Genomic DNA, 18,602 nt, shown 5'->3' on the forward strand with positions numbered 1-18,602 from the left:
AGCTCTTCTCGTAATTATGGTGCAACGTTATCAAAAAAACCTTCTAGCGCTTCAAGCTGCAGATCACCTGCTTCGAATGCGTTGAAGGTACGGCGAAACTCACTCGCTTGTTCATGCTCTTTTAGATACCAACCCACATGCTTACGAGCGATGCGAGGGCCTAAAAACTCTCCATAAAATTCATGTAGAGCGAGCACATGACCAAGCATGATGTCTTTCACTTCCGAAATCGGGAGTGGGTCCATCGTGGTGCCGTTTTCCAAATAGTGTAGGATTTCGTTAAAAATCCAAGGACGTCCTTGGGCAGGTCGACCTATCATTAAAGCATCAGCGCCGGTGTACTCCAGCACAAACTTCGCTTTTTCCGGACTATCGATATCACCGTTAGCGATAACCGGAATAGATACTGCTTGTTTCGCTGCTTTAATGTGTTGGTATTCTGCCTCACCTTTGTACATACAAGCGCGAGTTCTCCCGTGAAGGGCAAGAGCTTGTATGCCGCAGTCTTCGGCTATTTTCGCGATTTGGACACAGTTTCTATTGCCTGTATCCCAGCCTGTGCGCGTTTTCAACGTTACTGGAACGTCGACAGCATTTACCACAGCCTTCAGAATATCTTCAATGAGTTCTGGATGCTGAAGTAGGGCTGAGCCCGCAAGCTTCTTATTCACTTTTTTGGCTGGACAACCCATGTTGATATCGATGATTTGCGCACCGTTAGCAACATTGAATTGAGCAGCCTCGGCCATAAGCTGTGGATCTGCACCAGCGATTTGTACTGAACGAATGCCCGATTCGCCTTCATGTACCATACGCTGCTGAGATTTTGACGTTTTCCAAACTTTCGGATTGGAGGACATCATTTCACTGACTGCCATCCCCGCACCGTAACGAAGACACAACTCACGGAATGGTCTATCCGTTACGCCAGCCATAGGAGCGACGATTAGATTGTTCTTAAGTTGATAATTTCCGATTTTCAAAAATGTCATCACAGTTCTGTACCAGCAAGGGCGCGCATTTTACGCATTTTTTCGCTGCGTGAAAAGACTAATATTTGAGCATTTACAATTTGTTTTCGTAATTCGTTTAAATTTCAGTCAATTAGCGGCCAAAGTCTTACCTAGCCTTGCTTGCGACCAGAGATTCGACACCATTCTTGTTGTTCAATGATCGGATCAATGTGAAGCTCATCACGATAATAAGTTGCAACATCTTCCGCTTGTGTATCTAAAACACCCGACATTGCTAGTACACCATTTGGCTTTACTAGACCTTTAATGATGCCAGAAAGGTCGCGTAATGGACCGGCAAGAATGTTGGCAACAACAACGTCAGCAAGTAAACCTTCTGGTTGATCTTGTGGCAAGAACACCTCTAGTTGCTCAGCAACACCATTACGTTGTGCGTTGTCTTTTGATGCAAGCAGAGCTTGAGGATCAATGTCGATCCCGACAACTTTTGCCGCGCCAAGTTTGATCGCAGCGATCGCAAGAATGCCAGAACCACAACCGAAATCGATCACGGTTTTACCTGTCAGGTCTAGGCCTTCAAGCCACTCAAGACACAATGCTGTTGTTGGGTGAGTACCGGTACCGAATGCAAGACCGGGATCCAGCATTACGTTTACAGCGTCAGGTTCAGGGATATCGCGCCAGCTAGGACAGATCCATAAACGCTCACCAAACTTCATTGGGTGGAAGTTGTCCATCCATTCACGTTCCCAATCCTTGTCTTCAATTTGCTCTACTTTGTGAGCAAAGTCTGCAGGGAACATGTTGCTTGCTTTAATCTGCGCTAGAACGACACCAGTGTCAGTCTCAGCGTCGTAAAGCGCGAGAATGTCAGTATCACCCCAAAGGCGAGTTTCGCCCGGCAGAGGCTCAAATACAGGGGTATCTTGTGCATCCAGGAAAGTTACAGAAAGAGCACCAGTCTCTTCCATTAACATGTCGCCGATTTGTTCGGCATTTTCATTGGTAGCATTAAGCTTGATTTGAATCCAAGGCATGGCTGCATCTTCTATATGAGAAAAATTGGATGGCGAGTCTAGCAGAAAATATGAGCAAATTCACCAAAACCCCACGGAATATAATGGGGATGATGAATTGATTATTGCGAGTATTTACAAAAAAAATGCTCACCGAAGTGAGCATTTATTACTGTTCTACAGAGAACGAATTACGGAAGGCTAGCGTCTATTGTAGACCAAGCTTCTTCTCAAGGTAGTGGATGTTTGACCCACCGTGTTGGAAGTTTTCGTCGTTCATAATAGACAGTTGAAGCTCAGTATTAACGTTAATACCTTCAACAATCATTTCACCCAATGCGTTCTTCATACGAGCGATAGCAACATCACGGTTCTCACCGTAAGTGATCAGCTTGCCGATCATTGAATCGTAATGCGGTGGCACTGTGTAGCCCGTGTAGATGTGAGATTCCCAACGTACACCCATGCCGCCTGGAGCGTGGAAGCGCGTGATCTTACCCGGAGAAGGTAGGAAGCGAACCGGATCTTCCGCATTGATACGACATTCGATTGAGTGGCCGCGCAGCTTAATATCATCCTGTGTGAATGATAGAGGCTGACCAGCAGCAATGCGAAGTTGCTCTTTCACTAGATCGATACCCGTTACCATTTCAGTAATCGTGTGCTCAACCTGGATACGAGTGTTCATTTCGATGAAGTAGAACTCACCGTTTTCGTATAGGAATTCAAATGTACCTGCACCGCGGTAACCAATCTCAAGACATGCACGAGTACAACGTTCGCCAATGTACTTACGCATCTCTTCAGTGATACCTGGAGCTGGCGCTTCTTCCACAACTTTTTGGTGACGACGCTGCATTGAACAGTCACGCTCACCTAGGTGGATAGCATTACCTTGGCCATCTGCAAGCACTTGTACTTCAATGTGACGTGGGTTTTCTAGGAATTTCTCCATGTAAACCATGTCGTTGTTGAAACATGCTTTTGCTTCAGCACGAGTCATCGCGATAGCTTCTGTTAGTTCTGCTTCAGAACGAACAACACGCATACCACGACCGCCGCCGCCGCCAGATGCTTTGATGATAACTGGGAAGCCAATGCGCTTAGCGTGCGCTTTGTTTTTCGCGTCGTCGTCGTCAAGAGGACCATCAGAACCTGGCACACAAGGTACGCCAGCTTTCTTCATTGACGTGATAGCTGACACTTTGTCACCCATCATGCGAATGGTTTCAGCTTTAGGGCCAACAAAGATAAAGCCACTGCGCTCTACCTGTTCTGCAAAGTCTGCATTTTCAGATAGGAAGCCGTAGCCAGGGTGAACAGCTACTGCACCTGTCACTTCAGCTGCGCTGATGATACGAGGGATGTTTAGGTAGCTATCGATACCACGAGCTGGGCCGATACAAATGGTTTCGTCTGCAAGCAGTACGTGCTTAAGGTCACGGTCAGCAGTTGAGTGAACCGCTACCGTTTTAATGCCAAGCTCTTTACATGCACGCAGAATACGTAGTGCAATCTCACCACGGTTCGCGATTACTAATTTATCTAACATAATGAGTGCTCTCTATTATTCGATAATTACTAGAGCTTGGTCGAATTCTACTGGTTGACCGTCTTCAACTAGGATAGCTGTTACAACACCAGATTTATCAGCTTCGATTTGGTTCATCATCTTCATTGCTTCAACGATACATAGCGTTTCGCCAGCCGTTACAGATTGACCAACTTTAACGAATGGTTTTGCATCTGGGCTTGGAGCGCCGTAGAAAGTACCAACCATTGGAGAAAGAACTTGGTGACCAGCTGGAACTGCAGGAGCCGCAGCTTCTGCTGCTACAGGTGCCGCCGCAGGAGCTGCTGCCGCTACAGGTGCTGGAGCAGCTGCATATTGAACAGGTGCTACAGGTGCAGTGCTGTTACGACTGATTCGTACTGACTCTTCACCTTCAGAGATTTCTAGCTCAGAAATACCAGACTCTTCAACCAATTCGATTAGCTTTTTGATTTTGCGAATATCCATTGTTTCTTTCTCTTTATCTGTTAATTGAACTTACTCTATGACTGAGTAGGTTAGTAATAGTTCGTTGTTTATGTTTACTTTGAGTTGAGCTTGCTGAGCGCAGCGGTCAAAGCAAATTGATAACCTTGGGCACCTAAGCCACAAATCACACCTTCTGCTTTATCAGATAGGTAAGAGTGGTGACGGAATGGTTCACGCGCGTGAACATTCGATAGATGAACCTCAATAAATGGGATGGCAACGCCAAGTAGTGCATCACGCAGTGCCACACTGGTATGTGTAAAGGCTGCTGGGTTGATAATAATAAAATCAACATTTTGATAAGCACTATGGATAGCTTCAATCAGTTCATACTCACGATTTGACTGTAAGTGAGATAGCTCAACATCGTGTGCTTTCGCTTGCTCGGTCAGTGAGCTAACAATCTGGTCAAGTGTTTGAGAACCGTAGTGTGCAGGCTCTCTAAGGCCTAACAGGTTAAGGTTTGGGCCATTTAAAACTAGAATGCGAAACTTTGTAGACATCGTGGGGCTATCTTCCTTTATCGTGTTTACGAACTTGAATGTTGCCATTTTATTGAAAATTTGCGGTTAATTTCTAGTGAGAAAAACCCAAATTTAAAAATTAGAACCAGATTATAGCTAATTCAGCGCAAATCGCAGCAATTTACTGGTCTAATCTCCTATTGATACAGCTTGGAATTGTTACCAACTTAACAAAAAAGCGTCTTAGCCTTAATTTGGGGCGGGATATTTGAGATCAAGATCAGCCATAAAAAAACCGCCACATAGGTGACGGTTTAGAAAGTGCTGTTTTAAACAGTGATTAGTTGCTTATGCCAGTTCGGCTTTCTCGGCAATCAGCTTATCAACCACGCTTGGGTCGGCCAGTGTCGAGGTATCACCTAGGTTACCTGTATCGCCAGTCGCGATTTTACGCAGGATACGACGCATGATTTTACCCGAACGAGTTTTTGGTAGAGAGTCAGTCCAGTGCAGTACATCTGGCGTTGCAATTGGGCCAATCTCTTTACGTACCCAGTCTTTCACTTCTTTATGAAGCTCTGCAGTTGGGAACTCACCATCATTTAGCGTGATGTAAGCGTAAATCGCTTGGCCTTTAATATCATGAGGGATACCCACAATCGCGGCTTCTGCAATCTTATCGAACGCGACTAGAGCCGATTCAATCTCAGCGGTACCCATACGGTGACCTGATACGTTAAGCACGTCATCGACACGACCCGTAATCCAGTAGTAACCGTCTTCATCGCGGCGAGCGCCGTCACTGGTGAAGTACATGCCTTTAAAGGTCGAGAAGTAAGTCTGTTCGAAGCGGTCATGATCGCCATGAACGGTACGCATTTGTCCTGGCCAAGAGTCAAGAATCACTAGGTTGCCGTCTGTTGCGCCCTCAATGATGTTACCCATGTTATCAACCAGCGCCGGTTGCACACCGAAGAATGGACGAGTTGCCGAGCCCGGTTTTAGGTCAGTTGCGCCTGGTAGCGGTGCAATTAAGATACCGCCCGTTTCTGTTTGCCACCATGTGTCAACAATTGGAGACTGCTCATTACCGATTGTTTTGTAGTACCACTCCCACGCCTCTGGGTTGATAGGTTCACCCACTGAGCCCATGATTCTTAGGCTGTCACGAGACGTGCCTTCAACGGCTTCGTTGCCTTTCGCCATCAATGCACGAATAGCCGTTGGCGCAGTATAAAGAATATTAACTTGGTGCTTATCGACCACTTCACTCATGCGGCTGGTGTTCGGGTAATTTGGGACGCCTTCAAACAGAATCGTTTTTGCGCCATTAGCAAGCGGCCCGTAAACAAGGTATGTGTGGCCAGTAATCCAACCCACATCCGCTGTACACCAGAAAGTTTCGCCTTCTTGGTAATCGAATACGTATTTGAAGGTCATCGCTGCATAAACAAGGTAGCCACCTGTGGTGTGCATAACGCCTTTAGGTTTACCTGTTGAGCCTGATGTATAAAGGATGAATAGTGGATCTTCTGCGTTCATCTCTTCTGGTGGGCAATCTGCAGATACATTAGCAATAGCATCGTGCCACCACACATCGCGGTGTTCGTGCCATGCAACCTCACCGCCAGTGCGTTTGAATACCACAACCTTCTCGATGTTTTTCACTTCAGGGTTCGTCAGTGCTTCATCGACATTCTTCTTCAGTGGAACCGCACGGCCGCCACGCACGCCTTCATCGGCAGTGATAACGACTTTAGAATTTGAATCGATAATACGACCAGATAGTGCTTCTGGTGAGAAACCACCGAATACTACCGTGTGAACCGCGCCGATACGGGTACATGCCAGCATGGCTACTGCTGCTTCTGGGACCATTGGCATGTATAAACAAACCACATCACCTTTGCGTACGCCTTGCTCTTTTAGAGCATTTGAAAACAGGCACACTTCTTTATGCAGTTCATTAAAAGTTAGAGTCTTATCATCTGCCGGGTCATCGCCTTCCCAGATGATAGCGACTTCATCACCGCGCTCAGCAAGGTGGCGGTCGATACAGTTAGCCGAAACGTTAAGCGTGCCATCTTCAAACCAGCGAATATCAATGTGGCCAGGGTCGAAAGAGGTGTTTTTTACTTGTGTGAAAGGTTTGATCCAATCAACGATTTTTCCGTGTTCACCCCAAAAGCCTTCAGGGTCAGAAACAGATTGCTGGTACATGGCTAGGTAAGTGTCATTATCCGCGTGTGTGGTTGATTTAATATTTTCTTTTACCGGATAAACGTGGGCTTCACTCATTGCATCTCTCCTTGTGCCTACATTCCTAATGAACTGGCAACTTCCTTTGTGTTCAGTTTCTAGGTCTATTACAGAACCGTCTTTGTGTTATCACTCTCGGCTAGGACGGCGATTTCCACAATTAGACTTTAGGATGAGACGCCGCTTTTCACTTACAAAATAGCGAGTTAAGTTCATTTTTGAGATGTTGCTCTCTATGTAGAAAGCCCGTGGTTGAATTAAGAATAAGAAGAGTTGAAGCGAGGCTGGTCACCGTGCTTTAGGCGTATAAAGATCAGCGCAGCGGAGATAGCATCTTGTAATGCATCATGTTTATTGACCGGTATCGGTAAATCGAGCTGGCGACAGATGGCGTCCATGCTGAGATCAAAATAGGCATTGGGCAGCTGTCTTTCGAGTTTGTCTTGATAGAGTTGGCTCACTTCGACTAATCGGTTAGGTAGTGGAAATCCAAGCTGTTTTAAACAGGCGCGGTCGAGAATTTTTTTATCATAACGGATGTGATAGCCGACTAAAGGACGATTTCCAATGAAGTTCAGTAGCTCGATTAAAGCCTGTTTTTCTTCGATGCCGTGTTTTAGATCTTGATGACGAATGCGGTGGATTTTTATTGAATTGCAATCGAGCGATTGCGGGGCGCGCAACCGGACTTCAAAAGGTTGGCTGGTAATGATTCGGTTACCGATGATCTTGGTCGCGGCAATAGTGACTAATTCTGCCTGATTGGGGTCTAGGCTGGTGGTTTCACAATCGAGCGATACATATTCATGATCAATAGGCGCAGTAAACAGAGGCTGATAGAGAGAGCCTTTGAGCTTGTGATGCCAGTAATAGCGAACCAACCTATTCATCGTTCAATGCCTAATCCCGTATCTGATAGTGGTAGCCGAGCCATTGCTTGAACTTCTTCACCACGTGCAGGCTATGTCGAAGCAGATCCCTGTCTGCTCGTTCCATTAGTTTGACGTTAATCTTGTTGCTGCTGTGCTGCTGAGAAAGCCTTTGGGCTAAACGCCACTTAAAGAATTGCTTGAGTGCTTCACTGAGATTATCGGCAGTAGTTTGCTCTAATACTTTCTTGCTGACCAGCTGCTCAATGCGTTCGAAGGTGTTGTTTACCGTGACACCATGCTCTAGGCAAAGCGCTCTCACACCATGCACGATAGGGAAAATACCGCCTTGTTTGATATCGAGCCCTGACTTGGATTGCTTCACATTACCAAACAGGGTCAGGGGAACTGAGAAGTTAAGGGCAGGGCGGCAGAACTCCGTCAGAATCAATTCTTGTCCGAGCATTAAATCACTGAGGTGCTGCTTTACAGGTTTTAATAACTCTCTATTACCCGCTACTGCGTGTGCATCTGCCATGATCGCAATATCCATCACGGTGTCTGGCGTGGCTTTTTTTACCCAATGGGTAAGGGTTTGTTTCCACTCTTGTTCTGAATGCACCCATTTCGGATTGTTGACCATTACGTTGCCCGGGCACAGTGGGTAACCCAATTGTTGAAGGGTATGAGTGAGGTCGTTCATGGCACTTTGGCATTGATGCCACTCCAAACCATCTTGAATTATTAGCGCGTTGTCTTGATCGGTTTTGAGAATTTGTTCCCCACGGCCTTCGGAACCCAACACGATTAGGCAGCAATGATTATGCAGTGCAGGTGGGATCACCAACTCAAAAGCCTTCTCTATGATCTGTTCGTTGACCGCAGAAATCAGTTCCATGATAAAGCGTGTGCGAATCCCATTACTGAGCAAGCTCTCGACCAGTTGACGTTGTTTGTTGGATGCCATTGCCAATTCTTCAACGCAGGTGGCGCGCGCAATACGCAAAGTAAGAACGTGGGAGTGTGTGGAGAATGCGCTGAGGATCTGTGTCATATCCACCATGCCGACCGCATTTTCACCATCACAAACCATCAACCTTTTTACTCGATTTCTGGTCATGGTAATCATGGCGTTAAATAAGAAATCGCCTTGGTTCACGTGCATCACCGGAAACGTTGCGATCTCACCAACAGGCGCATCCAGTGGGAAATTATCGAGCATCACAGCATGCAATAAATTGGTTCGAGTGACGATTCCATACGGTAAGGAGCATGATGATCCAAAAGCTTTTGGATCATCATGTTCTAAATAAACCAGAGCCGAGTCCAACCCTTGTTCTTTAAGGGTTTGAGTGACTTGGTTGATCGGTTGGTTTGGTTCAAGTATCAGTGGTGGGTGGTAAATAGAGTCATCCACCTTGGTCAATATAAACTCGGCAAGATTCTGTTGCTGCTGGGCGGCTTCTATCAAAGCTTTTCGTGTTGATAGGTTGCTATCAAAGTAGGCTGCGAATTGGCCATTGGCGTGGTAAAGCTCAAGAAAAATATCGGTGGGCAGCAGATAACTTAATGTATCTTCGAGTGCGATATATTGGTGTTTGGTGTGAGGTTCAAACTGGCTACGGACATCAAAAATATCGTCATTGGCATAGTGTGCGTAAATCTCGCCATCACTGCTCGCGCGCTCTTCAACAGCCCCTTTGATCAAAATATGCAGGTGTCGGCTCGGCCTTTCAGCTTCCAGTATCACTTCTTGAGAGCGGTAATACACCACGTCTAATGAAGAGCGAAGCTTCAACTGTTCGGCGTCGGACAGGCTATCGAAGGGTGGGTGCTGCATATTAAATTTGTCAGGCATAAGCATCACAAGAAGAAGTGGGAGTCTTTAATCAGTCTGACAAATTACCAGCGAAGCTCCAGACGACTTTAGTCTAAATGCGAGCATGGGTATTGATGAGCGTGAAATCTCTTGTTGAAATGCGATATTCAGACCCATTGAATATGGGAATACTATCCCAGTAATAATTCCCTTTTTCATCGTATGCGAGATAGGCATAATTGGTGCTGCCTTTTTCCGCACACTTTATAGGTCATTTATGTTTAGCCCTTCACCCTATGGCTGGATCTCTCAGTATTTTCTTGGTTTCTTTTTTGCGTATGGCGTGTATTTGCCATTTTGGGCGTTGTGGTTTGAAGACCAAGGCGTGTCTGCTGGTGATATTGGCGTATTGATTGGTATCGGCTTTGCGACTCGTTGTGTGGCTAACCTAGTGATTACGCCGCGTATCCATAAAGTGGAACACTTGATGCCAGCGCTACGCTGTTTGAGTTTCGCTGCGTTGCTGTTTGTTGGCTTCCACTTCTTCATTGGTGGCAGCTTTCTACTGATGTTGTTGGCAACGATACTGTTTAACCTCTGTTGTGGGCCGATCATTCCTCTTTCTGATGCGATGGCTAACCATTACAGTCGTTTGAAAATGCTCGACTACGGCCGAACTCGCCTTTGGGGTTCAATTGCTTTTATTGCAGGTTCAACCGTGGTGGGTTATTTAGTCGCACAGTTCGGCACTGATATGATTTTGTATACAGCGCTTGCTGGTGTGCTGTTGTCGTTAATGTTAGCGATGAGAAACCCTAACGTGATGCCGGTAACGCAATCTGAGCAACAAGCGCCGCGACCAAAACTAGGTGAACTGCTGCGTGAGTCGTCAGTGGTAAAATTTTTAGCCTTGATGGCGCTGCTGCAAGGCAGTCATGCGGCTTACTACAGTTTTAGTGCGATTTATTGGAAAGAAGCGGGTCACTCAGAAGCGATCATCGGTTACTTGTGGAGCCTAGGTGTTGTTGCTGAGGTGGCCGTATTTGCTCTGAGTAAGCGATTATTCTCAGGCTGGTCACTGCGTACTTTGTTTGTTGTCGCAGCTATTGGGGTGATGGCGCGTTGGGGTATTACCGCATCAACAACGGCGATTTTTGCACTGGTTATGGTGCAGTTGCTGCACGGTGTGACTTTTGCGATGGCACACATCGCCGCGATTCAATACATCCAATCTGAAGAGCAAAACAAGATGGTTGCGCTACAAGCCCTGTATAACGCGATTCCATTGGGTGCCTTTATAGCACTGATGACTACCTTAAGTGGTTGGGGTTATGAGCTTTGGGGCGCAAATATCTTCTGGGGTATGGCTGCAATGGGTGCACTTGCTCTGTTCATTAAGTTGGATGAAAGAAGTTCAGTGGTTGAGATTAATCAATCAGATTCGGAACAGTCAGAATCTCACAGCAAATGCTGATAATTAGAGTCTAAAGCACAGAATTTAAGCGATGCGATTGAGTTAATCACCCATCCTTAGTTAAATGAAACCTCTCCCTTATGGAGAGGTTTTTTTATGGATGAAGAAAGGGTTTTCAATGCAAGGATGGGTAGTAATTCCAGTCTCTTTAGCCTACTTGGGCGTGTTATTTCTGATCGCTTGGTATGGAGACAGGCAGGTTCGTTGGCTATCGCGTTGGCGCCCGTGGATCTATAGCCTTTCGATTGCCGTGTATTGTACCTCTTGGACCTTCTATGGAACGGTCGGGCAGGCGAGCAATAACCCTTGGTCCTTTTTACCCATTTATCTCGCCCCGATTCTGGTCTTTACACTAGGCTGGCGGATCTTGGCGCGGCTGATCCTGATTGCGAAGCGGGAGCACATCACCTCCATTGCCGACTTTATCGCGGCTCGTTATGGAAAATCTCAGGGCTTAGCGGTGGCGGTGACGGTTATCGCCGTAGTCGGTATCCTTCCTTATATCGCTCTGCAGCTGCGTGGTATCACCATGGGGTTGGATATTGTTGCACCCAACCTAGCGGCTGACTTTGGTTATCAGGACTATCACGTCTCTTGGTTCGTGGTCGGTGCTTTGGCTATTTTTACCATGTTGTTTGGTACAAGACACATTGATAACACTGAACATCACCGTGGCATGATGATGGCGGTGGCGTTTGAATCCATCGTTAAGCTCGCCGCATTCTTGATTGTTGGCTTGTTCATCATGTATCTGGCGATGAGCAGCGACAAAATCGACCTGCTTGATGTGGCGGCTTCCACCTACGAATCACCGAATATTCCGACCTTAATAATTCATACCGTGTTAACCATGTTGGCGATTGTCTGTTTGCCGCGCCAGTTCCATACCATGGTGGTAGAAAACGAACGTCCTCAAGACCTTCATACCGCTCGCTGGTTGTTTCCGCTTTACCTGATTTTGATGGGACTGTTCGTGCTGCCAATTGCTTGGGCAGGACAAGGGCTACTTACTGGCATGCCAGCGGATACCTACGTGATCAGTGTGCCAATGGCAGAAGGCGCTAATCACATTGCTTTGCTGGCTTTCCTTGGTGGAACTTCGGCTGCGAGCGGCATGGTAATTGTTTCGACCATCGCCTTGGCGATCATGGTGTCGAATGATTTAGTAATGCCACTGTTACTGCGCCGTATGCGCCTAACCCAAAGAACCCATCGACATTTTTCTGGTCTGTTATTGGTGATTCGCCGCGGACTAATTTTACTTCTGTTATTGGGTGCTTGGCTGTTTTATCAAGCGCTCGATACCATTCATTCACTGTCAGCGATTGGCTTTCTTTCGTTTGCTGCGATTGCTCAATTCGCGCCAGCACTTATTGGTGGTTTGTACTGGCGCCCGGGTAACCGCAAGGGCGTGTATGTCGGTTTAATGGTTGGCTCCTTGATTTGGCTGATTACCCTAATGAGCCAAACCAGCATGTTGGCGGGCGATAGTGAAAGTAACCTTTTACTGTGGATTATTACGCCACCAGAGTTGCTCAACAGTTGGGATATCAGCAGCTCAAACTGGGGAATTGTGCTGAGTATTGTGCTCAATACCTTGTGCTATGCCATGGTTTCGATGACGACTCGCCCAAGCCTAAGTGAGCGCTTACAATCGGCGGCATTTGTTGGCACGCCACTGCCTGAGAACGAGAATATCAGCCTCTATCAGAATCGCGTGACAGTCGCTGAATTAGAGATGCTGGCGTCGCGTTTTGTAGGCCGTAAGCGTGCCAAAAGTGCCTTACACAGCTACTGGCAACAACACGGTCAGCCGCTGCTTCCTAATCAACAAGCGCCTGCAAGTCTGATTCGACACGCAGAGCGCGTGCTCGCAGGTGTATTTGGTGCTTCGTCTGCTAAGTTAGTACTTACTTCCGCTTTGCAGGGAAGAAACATGCAGCTTGAAGAAGTCGCGACCATCGTTGATGAAGCTTCGGAACTGTACGACTTCAGCCGTGGTTTACTGCAAGGAGCGATTGAACATATTGGCCAAGGCATCGCAGTAATAGATAAACAAATGAGGCTGGTGGCGTGGAATCAACGTTACTTAGAGCTGTTTGAATTTCCTGCGGGTTTGATTCAGGTTGGGCGACCCATTTCCGATGTGATTCGCCATAATGCCGAACAGGGTTTGTGTGGTCCGGGTGACCCAGAAGATCACGTTCGTCGCCGTGTTTATCACCTTGAGCAAGGCACTCGACACACCTCTTCTCGTATTCGTCCTGATGGCCGAGTAATTGAGGTGCAAGGTAACCCAATGCCAAGTGGTGGCTTTGTGATGAGCTTTACCGATATCACGGTATTCAGACAAGCAGAGCAAGCGCTAAAAGATGCTAACGAAAGCTTGGAATCGAGAGTTCATGAACGAACTCAAGAGCTCGAAAAACTGAATCATCGCTTGGTAAAAGCCACGCAGATTTCGGATCAAGAGTCACAATCTAAGAGTCGTTTTCTAGCCGCGGTAAGCCACGATTTGATGCAGCCGCTCAATGCCGCACGTCTATTTGCTTCGTCACTTTCTGAGGTAGCAAAAGAGCAAGAGGTGAAGCAACTTTCATCTCACATCGAGAGTGCGCTTGGCGCCGCAGAAGATTTGATTGGAGACTTGCTGGATATCTCTCGATTGGAGTCAGGAAAGTTAGAAACCAACATTCACGCGATTGCCGTGCACGATGTGCTAACCAACTTAAATGCGGAATTTAGTGCCTTAGCGAGACAGCAGAAAATTGAGTTTAAGATGATCCCATCGTCATTGTTTATTCACTCAGACCCTAAGCTGTTGAGGCGTGTGATTCAGAACTTTTTGACCAATGCGTTCCGCTATAACCCGGAAGGGAAAGTGGTACTGGGTGCGAGAAGAGTGAATGGACAGGTTCGAATCGATGTGTGGGATAACGGAACCGGTATCGATGAAGACAAGCAACAGGAGATCTTCGAAGAGTTTACTCGTGGTAGCCAAGTGCGCGCTGATCAGGGGTTGGGGCTAGGATTAGCCATCTCCAAAGGCATTGCTCATGTGCTTGGTCACCAAATTTCGATGCGTTCATGGCCGGGTCAAGGCAGTGTCTTTTCCATCACCTTGGCTCGAGCGGAAAAAGTGGCTCCGGTTGTACAAGCTTCGACGCCAATGGCGACCAGCGACATCGAGCACCTCAAGATATTGTGTGTCGACAATGAACGAGAAATCTTAGTCGGCATGGAAAACCTGATTGGACGTTGGGGCTGTGAGGTTAAGACTGCGGTTGATCTGGTCGAAAGCTTGCAGTGCCTAGATGAGGGTTGGCAGCCGGATGTCATTTTCTCGGATTACCGTTTGGATAATGGCCGAACCGGGCTCGAAGTATTGCAGCAGTGTCGCTTGCGCCTTGGAGACTCTTTTGAAGGGGTCATCATCAGTGCCGATAGAACCGATGACATGTTGGCAGCGATAAAGGCCAACAGCTTTAGCTTTATTGCCAAGCCAGTGAAACCCTTAAAACTCAGAGCGGTATTGAATCGGGTGAGTTAGTTTAATTAACTCTTAGATATTAAAAAGGCCTCAGCAGAGGCCTTTTTCGATCTGTTCGCTCGGTTATGGATGACCGATTTACTTTAACCCGCGATACCGCCTTGAGTGAGTGTGGTTGGATCAAGCAGCTTGCTGAGCTCTTCTCGGCTTAGATCGGTTTCTCTTTCTGCTACATCCAGAATTGGTAAGCCTTCTTTGTAAGCTTTCTTGGCAATATCAGCCGCCTTCAAGTAGCCAATCACAGGGTTAAGTGCGGTCACTAGGATTGGGTTCTTTGACAAGGCTAAATCGAGGTTATCTTGGCGTACCGTGAAGGTCGCGATGGCTTTGTCCGCTAAAGCGACTGAGCTGTTTGCCAACAACTCAATGCTTTCTAGAACGTTATGAGCAATCACTGGCAGCATCACATTGAGTTGGAAGTTACCTGATTGTCCAGCTACGGTAATGGTGGTGTCGTTGCCAATGATTTGCGCCGCCGCCATAGCTGCTGCTTCTGGAATTACAGGGTTTACCTTGCCAGGCATGATAGACGAGCCCGGCTGCAGAGCCTGCAATTCAATTTCCCCTAAGCCAGCCAACGGCCCAGAGTTCATCCAGCGAAGATCGTTTGAGATCTTCATGATCGCAACTGCTGCAGTTTTGAGCTGACCAGAGAGCGCAACGATCGCGTCTTGACTGCTGAGGTTAAAAAAGAAGTTTTCACTGGAGCTGAAACTGATCTTTGTCGATTGAGACAGGTTACTCGCAAACTTATCGGCAAAGCGTGGGTCGGCATTGATCCCCGTACCAACCGCTGTGCCACCTTGAGCAAGCGCCTTGACTGCTGGCAAGCTGCTTTCTATCGCTTGCTTGGCATGTTCAATCTGAAATTTCCAACCACCAAGCTCTTGAGCAAAGGTAATCGGCATTGCATCCATTAGATGGGTACGGCCAGTTTTGACTACCTCAGCAAGTTCATGCTGTTTTACGGTAAGTGCCGCAGAAAGGTGGGTAAGTGCAGGCAGTAGCTTATTTTCTGCCATCAAAGCGACACTGACTTGAATTGCTGTTGGCACGACATCGTTACTGCTTTGCCCCATGTTTACGTGATCATTCGGGTTCACGTCTCCTTGCAGGCTTCTTGAAGCGAGTGTCGCAATCACTTCGTTGGCATTCATGTTGGAGCTTGTACCAGAACCGGTTTGGTAAACATCAATAGGGAATTGCTCGAGGTGTTTACCCTCTATGATCTCTTGGCTAGCTTCGGCTATCGCGTTGGCAATATCACCTTCTAATAAACCTAACTGAGCGTTGGTATCGGCGGCGGCCTGCTTAATCAGCGCCAGTGCTTGAATGAAACTGGCTGGCATCTTGTGCGAACTAAACGCGAAGTTATCCACGGCACGTTGAGTTTGTGCTTGATATAGCGCATCAGCAGGAACTTTCACTTCGCCCATGCTGTCTTTTTCTATCCGAAATTGTAGGGTCATCTTCTATCCTTGTTAGCCAAGTGGGGCTTGGACTTGTTGTAGTGTTTGGCTGAGATTCAAAAAACGCGCTTGGCCTTGAGGCTGCTGGCAGTAGTGGCGTTTCAAATAAAATAGTGGTGAGTGAATAGAGTCTAGGCAGATATGACGAAAGGCGAAACTGCGTTCTGGAGACTCAATCGCTTCTATCAAATGGAAGAAAACTTGGCGCAGGTACAGCTCGCACAACAAGATGTTTTCTTGGGCGGCATGCTTTTCATAGTAAGCGGAAAGCGTTAGTGCACACTCGATGTAGTCTCGAATCACAAACGGCTCATGGCCTTGAACTTGCTCTAATGAAGCAAAGCGATCTTGTGCTTTGTAAAACCTCGAATAGAGACTCTGCTGTTCTTTCATCATTATTTGCATCTCTTTAATAGATGTTAATGATAATTATTATCAAATGAGGTTTTAAAAACAACCCTTTGTTTATCTTTTTATAAAATGGAGGGGAAAAGAAAAAGCCGATACATGACGTATCGGCTTTCTTGAGTCAGTACCTAATCCCTACAATGTAAGTGCTGATTCTTTTTTGCTAAACATCTTTGTTTCGTGGTAGTGCTTAGTGGTCGTGAGCTTCACCAGCACCTTTCGGGTAACGAATGTTCTCAACCATCTCTTGTACATCTTCAGGAACTTCAGCGGTCACTTTGTTCACTGCAATTGATACTACGAAGTTTAGACACATACCTAGCGTACCGATGCCTTCTGGGCTGATACCAAACCACCAGTTTTCCGGTGTGCTTGCTGCTGGGTTAATGAACTTGAAGTAGATGATGTAGCTTGCTGTGAAGGCAATACCTGACAACATACCTGCAATTGCGCCTTCCTTGTTCATCTTCTTGTAGAAGATACCTAGGATGATCGCTGGGAAGAAGGATGCTGCGGCTAAGCCGAAGGCAAACGCTACTACCTGTGCTACAAAGCCTGGTGGGTTAATACCCAAGTAACCTGCACCTACAATCGCGATCATGGCAGCTAAACGAGCGGCTAACAGCTCCTGCTTGTCGGTCATGTTTGGTCTGAAGCCTTTCTTCAACAAGTCATGTGAAATCGACGTTGAGATGACCAATAGTAGACCCGCGGCTGTTGATAGTGCGGCTGCTAGGCCACCGGCTGCAAGTAGTGCTACAACCCAGTTTGGTAGTTTTGCTAGCTCTGGAGAAGCCAGTACGATGATGTCACGGTTAATCTTCATTTCGTTGCGTTCGTCGCCCGAGTAGAACATTTTGCCATCGCCGTTCTTATCTTCCCAACCAACTAGGCCAGTGCTTTCCCAGTTTTTGTACCAGCTTGGTGCTTCTGCTGCTGCGACACCTTGCATGTCTGGGCCATTAATCGTTTCGATCATATTTACACGAGCGAAGGCTGCAACGCCTGGCGCTGTTGTGTATAGCAATGAGATGAACAGTAGTGCCCAACCCGCTGAGATACGAGCATCACGTACTTTTGGTACCGTGAAGAAACGAATGATTACGTGTGGAAGACCGGCAGTACCTACCATTAGAGCTGCACAGATGAAGAATACATCTACCATGCTCTTGTTACCTTCGGTATAGGCGGTAAATCCGAGCTCTTCGGTTAGTCCATCCAGTTTATCAAGTAGGTATACATCTGTACCTGATAGAGTCGATCCCATACCAACTTGTGGAAGTGGGTTACCTGTCATCATGATTGAGGTAAAGATTGCTGGAACAAGGAAGGCGAAAATGAGGACACAGAATTGAGCTACCTGCGTATAAGTGATGCCTTTCATACCACCAAGCACCGCGTAGAAGAACACAATACCCATACCAATGATGATGCCTAGGTTAATATCAACTTCTAGGAAACGAGAGAATACAACGCCAACACCACGCATCTGGCCTGCAACGTACGTAAATGATACGAAGATTGCACAGAATACCGCTACCATACGTGCTGTTTTCGAGTAGTAACGTTCACCGATGAAATCAGGAACCGTAAACTGACCGAACTTACGTAGGTAAGGTGCTAAACATAGCGCAAGTAGTACATAACCACCTGTCCAACCCATTAGGTAAACCGCACCGTCGTAACCAACGAATGAGATGATACCAGCCATTGAGATGAATGATGCTGCCGACATCCAGTCAGCGGCTGTTGCCATGCCATTTGCTACTGGGTGTACGCCGCCGCCAGCAACGTAGAATTCACTCGTTGTTCCAGCACGAGCCCAGATTGCGATGCCGATATAGACTGCGAAAGTAATACCGACGAGAATAAACGTCCAAGTTTGAATATCCATGTTCTAGCCTCTAGTCTTCCTGTACGTTGTATTTTTTGTCCAGCTTATTCATGCGAACAACGTAAATAAATATCAACGCCACGAAGGTATAAATTGAACCTTGTTGAGCGAACCAAAAACCTAGCTTAAACCCGCCAAATTGAATGGTATTTAGGACATCCACAAATAAGATGCCAGCGCCATAAGACACCACAAACCAGACAGCGAGTAGTGTTCCCATTATTCCCAAGTTTTCCTTCCAGTAGGCTTGAGCATGTTCCGTAGATTCGAACGCCATTGCCTTCTCCTTTAATTCCGTTTTCGTAGAAACCGTTTCTGTAGAAATTGCCGTGTTAACGTAATGTTACGATTTAGAATGTAGCAAG

General features: G+C 46.8%; 14 protein-coding genes. 2 read left to right on the top strand and 12 right to left on the bottom strand.

All coding sequences use genetic code 11. From position 1 onward, the window contains the following. Positions 1–14 precede the first annotated feature (14 nt). From dusB to AB6D07_RS02970, 8 genes are all read right to left on the bottom strand, one after another. Positions 15–983 (bottom strand): tRNA dihydrouridine synthase DusB, encoded by a 969-nt coding sequence (gene dusB / locus AB6D07_RS02935; RefSeq protein ID WP_032500707.1) that lies wholly within the window; start codon positions 981–983, stop codon positions 15–17. Positions 984–1,123: 140 nt separating this feature from the next. Then, entirely contained in the window at positions 1,124–2,011 is an 888-nt protein-coding gene (prmA, locus tag AB6D07_RS02940; RefSeq protein ID WP_012604987.1) for a 50S ribosomal protein L11 methyltransferase, read from the bottom strand. 187 nt (positions 2,012–2,198) lie between these two features. Next, positions 2,199–3,542, bottom strand: coding sequence for an acetyl-CoA carboxylase biotin carboxylase subunit (gene accC / locus AB6D07_RS02945; protein WP_017103306.1), 1,344 nt, complete (start codon positions 3,540–3,542; stop codon positions 2,199–2,201). A gap of 15 nt (positions 3,543–3,557) precedes the next feature. Beyond that, a complete protein-coding gene (gene accB, locus AB6D07_RS02950; RefSeq protein WP_017062707.1) occupies positions 3,558–4,010 on the bottom strand; it encodes an acetyl-CoA carboxylase biotin carboxyl carrier protein in 453 nt (150 codons plus the stop codon). A gap of 74 nt (positions 4,011–4,084) precedes the next feature. Further along, positions 4,085–4,534, bottom strand: coding sequence for a type II 3-dehydroquinate dehydratase (aroQ, locus tag AB6D07_RS02955; RefSeq protein WP_029222975.1), 450 nt, complete (start codon positions 4,532–4,534; stop codon positions 4,085–4,087). A gap of 309 nt (positions 4,535–4,843) precedes the next feature. Next, on the bottom strand, positions 4,844–6,793 hold the full coding sequence (gene acs / locus AB6D07_RS02960; RefSeq protein ID WP_372091277.1) for an acetate--CoA ligase: 1,950 nt from the start codon (positions 6,791–6,793) through the stop codon (positions 4,844–4,846). Positions 6,794–7,011: 218 nt separating this feature from the next. Beyond that, entirely contained in the window at positions 7,012–7,644 is a 633-nt protein-coding gene (locus AB6D07_RS02965; protein ID WP_017103304.1) for a 3'-5' exonuclease, read from the bottom strand. Positions 7,645–7,654: 10 nt separating this feature from the next. Continuing rightward, positions 7,655–9,487, bottom strand: a complete 1,833-nt coding sequence (locus AB6D07_RS02970) for a DUF294 nucleotidyltransferase-like domain-containing protein (RefSeq protein WP_069592250.1) — start codon at positions 9,485–9,487, stop codon at positions 7,655–7,657. Positions 9,488–9,719: 232 nt separating this feature from the next. Here AB6D07_RS02970 and AB6D07_RS02975 point away from each other — a divergent pair, with 232 nt between their 5' ends. Beyond that, complete coding sequence (locus AB6D07_RS02975; RefSeq protein ID WP_017103640.1) at positions 9,720–10,916, top strand: 3-phenylpropionate MFS transporter; 1,197 nt, start codon at positions 9,720–9,722, stop codon at positions 10,914–10,916. Positions 10,917–11,034: 118 nt separating this feature from the next. Continuing rightward, positions 11,035–14,466: a PAS domain-containing hybrid sensor histidine kinase/response regulator gene (locus tag AB6D07_RS02980; RefSeq protein ID WP_032500773.1), complete on the top strand. Its 3,432-nt coding sequence runs from the start codon at positions 11,035–11,037 to the stop codon at positions 14,464–14,466. A gap of 83 nt (positions 14,467–14,549) precedes the next feature. On the opposite strand, the gene AB6D07_RS02985 is transcribed toward AB6D07_RS02980, so the two are convergent. From AB6D07_RS02985 to AB6D07_RS03000, 4 genes are all read right to left on the bottom strand, one after another. Then, entirely contained in the window at positions 14,550–15,935 is a 1,386-nt protein-coding gene (locus AB6D07_RS02985) for a lyase family protein (protein ID WP_017103638.1), read from the bottom strand. A gap of 12 nt (positions 15,936–15,947) precedes the next feature. After that, the gene (locus AB6D07_RS02990) at positions 15,948–16,331 is read right to left on the bottom strand and encodes a hypothetical protein (RefSeq protein ID WP_017096527.1); all 384 of its coding nucleotides are present in this window, start codon (positions 16,329–16,331) and stop codon (positions 15,948–15,950) included. Between the two features lie 202 nt (positions 16,332–16,533). Beyond that, on the bottom strand, positions 16,534–18,237 hold the full coding sequence (locus AB6D07_RS02995; RefSeq protein WP_009844700.1) for a sodium:solute symporter family protein: 1,704 nt from the start codon (positions 18,235–18,237) through the stop codon (positions 16,534–16,536). A gap of 10 nt (positions 18,238–18,247) precedes the next feature. Further along, positions 18,248–18,514: a DUF4212 domain-containing protein gene (locus tag AB6D07_RS03000; protein WP_009844701.1), complete on the bottom strand. Its 267-nt coding sequence runs from the start codon at positions 18,512–18,514 to the stop codon at positions 18,248–18,250. Positions 18,515–18,602 lie beyond the last annotated feature (88 nt).

This window comes from Vibrio sp. 10N.239.312.C11 (assembly GCF_041466065.1).
GTDB classification, from domain to species: Bacteria; Pseudomonadota; Gammaproteobacteria; order Enterobacterales; family Vibrionaceae; genus Vibrio; species Vibrio tasmaniensis_A.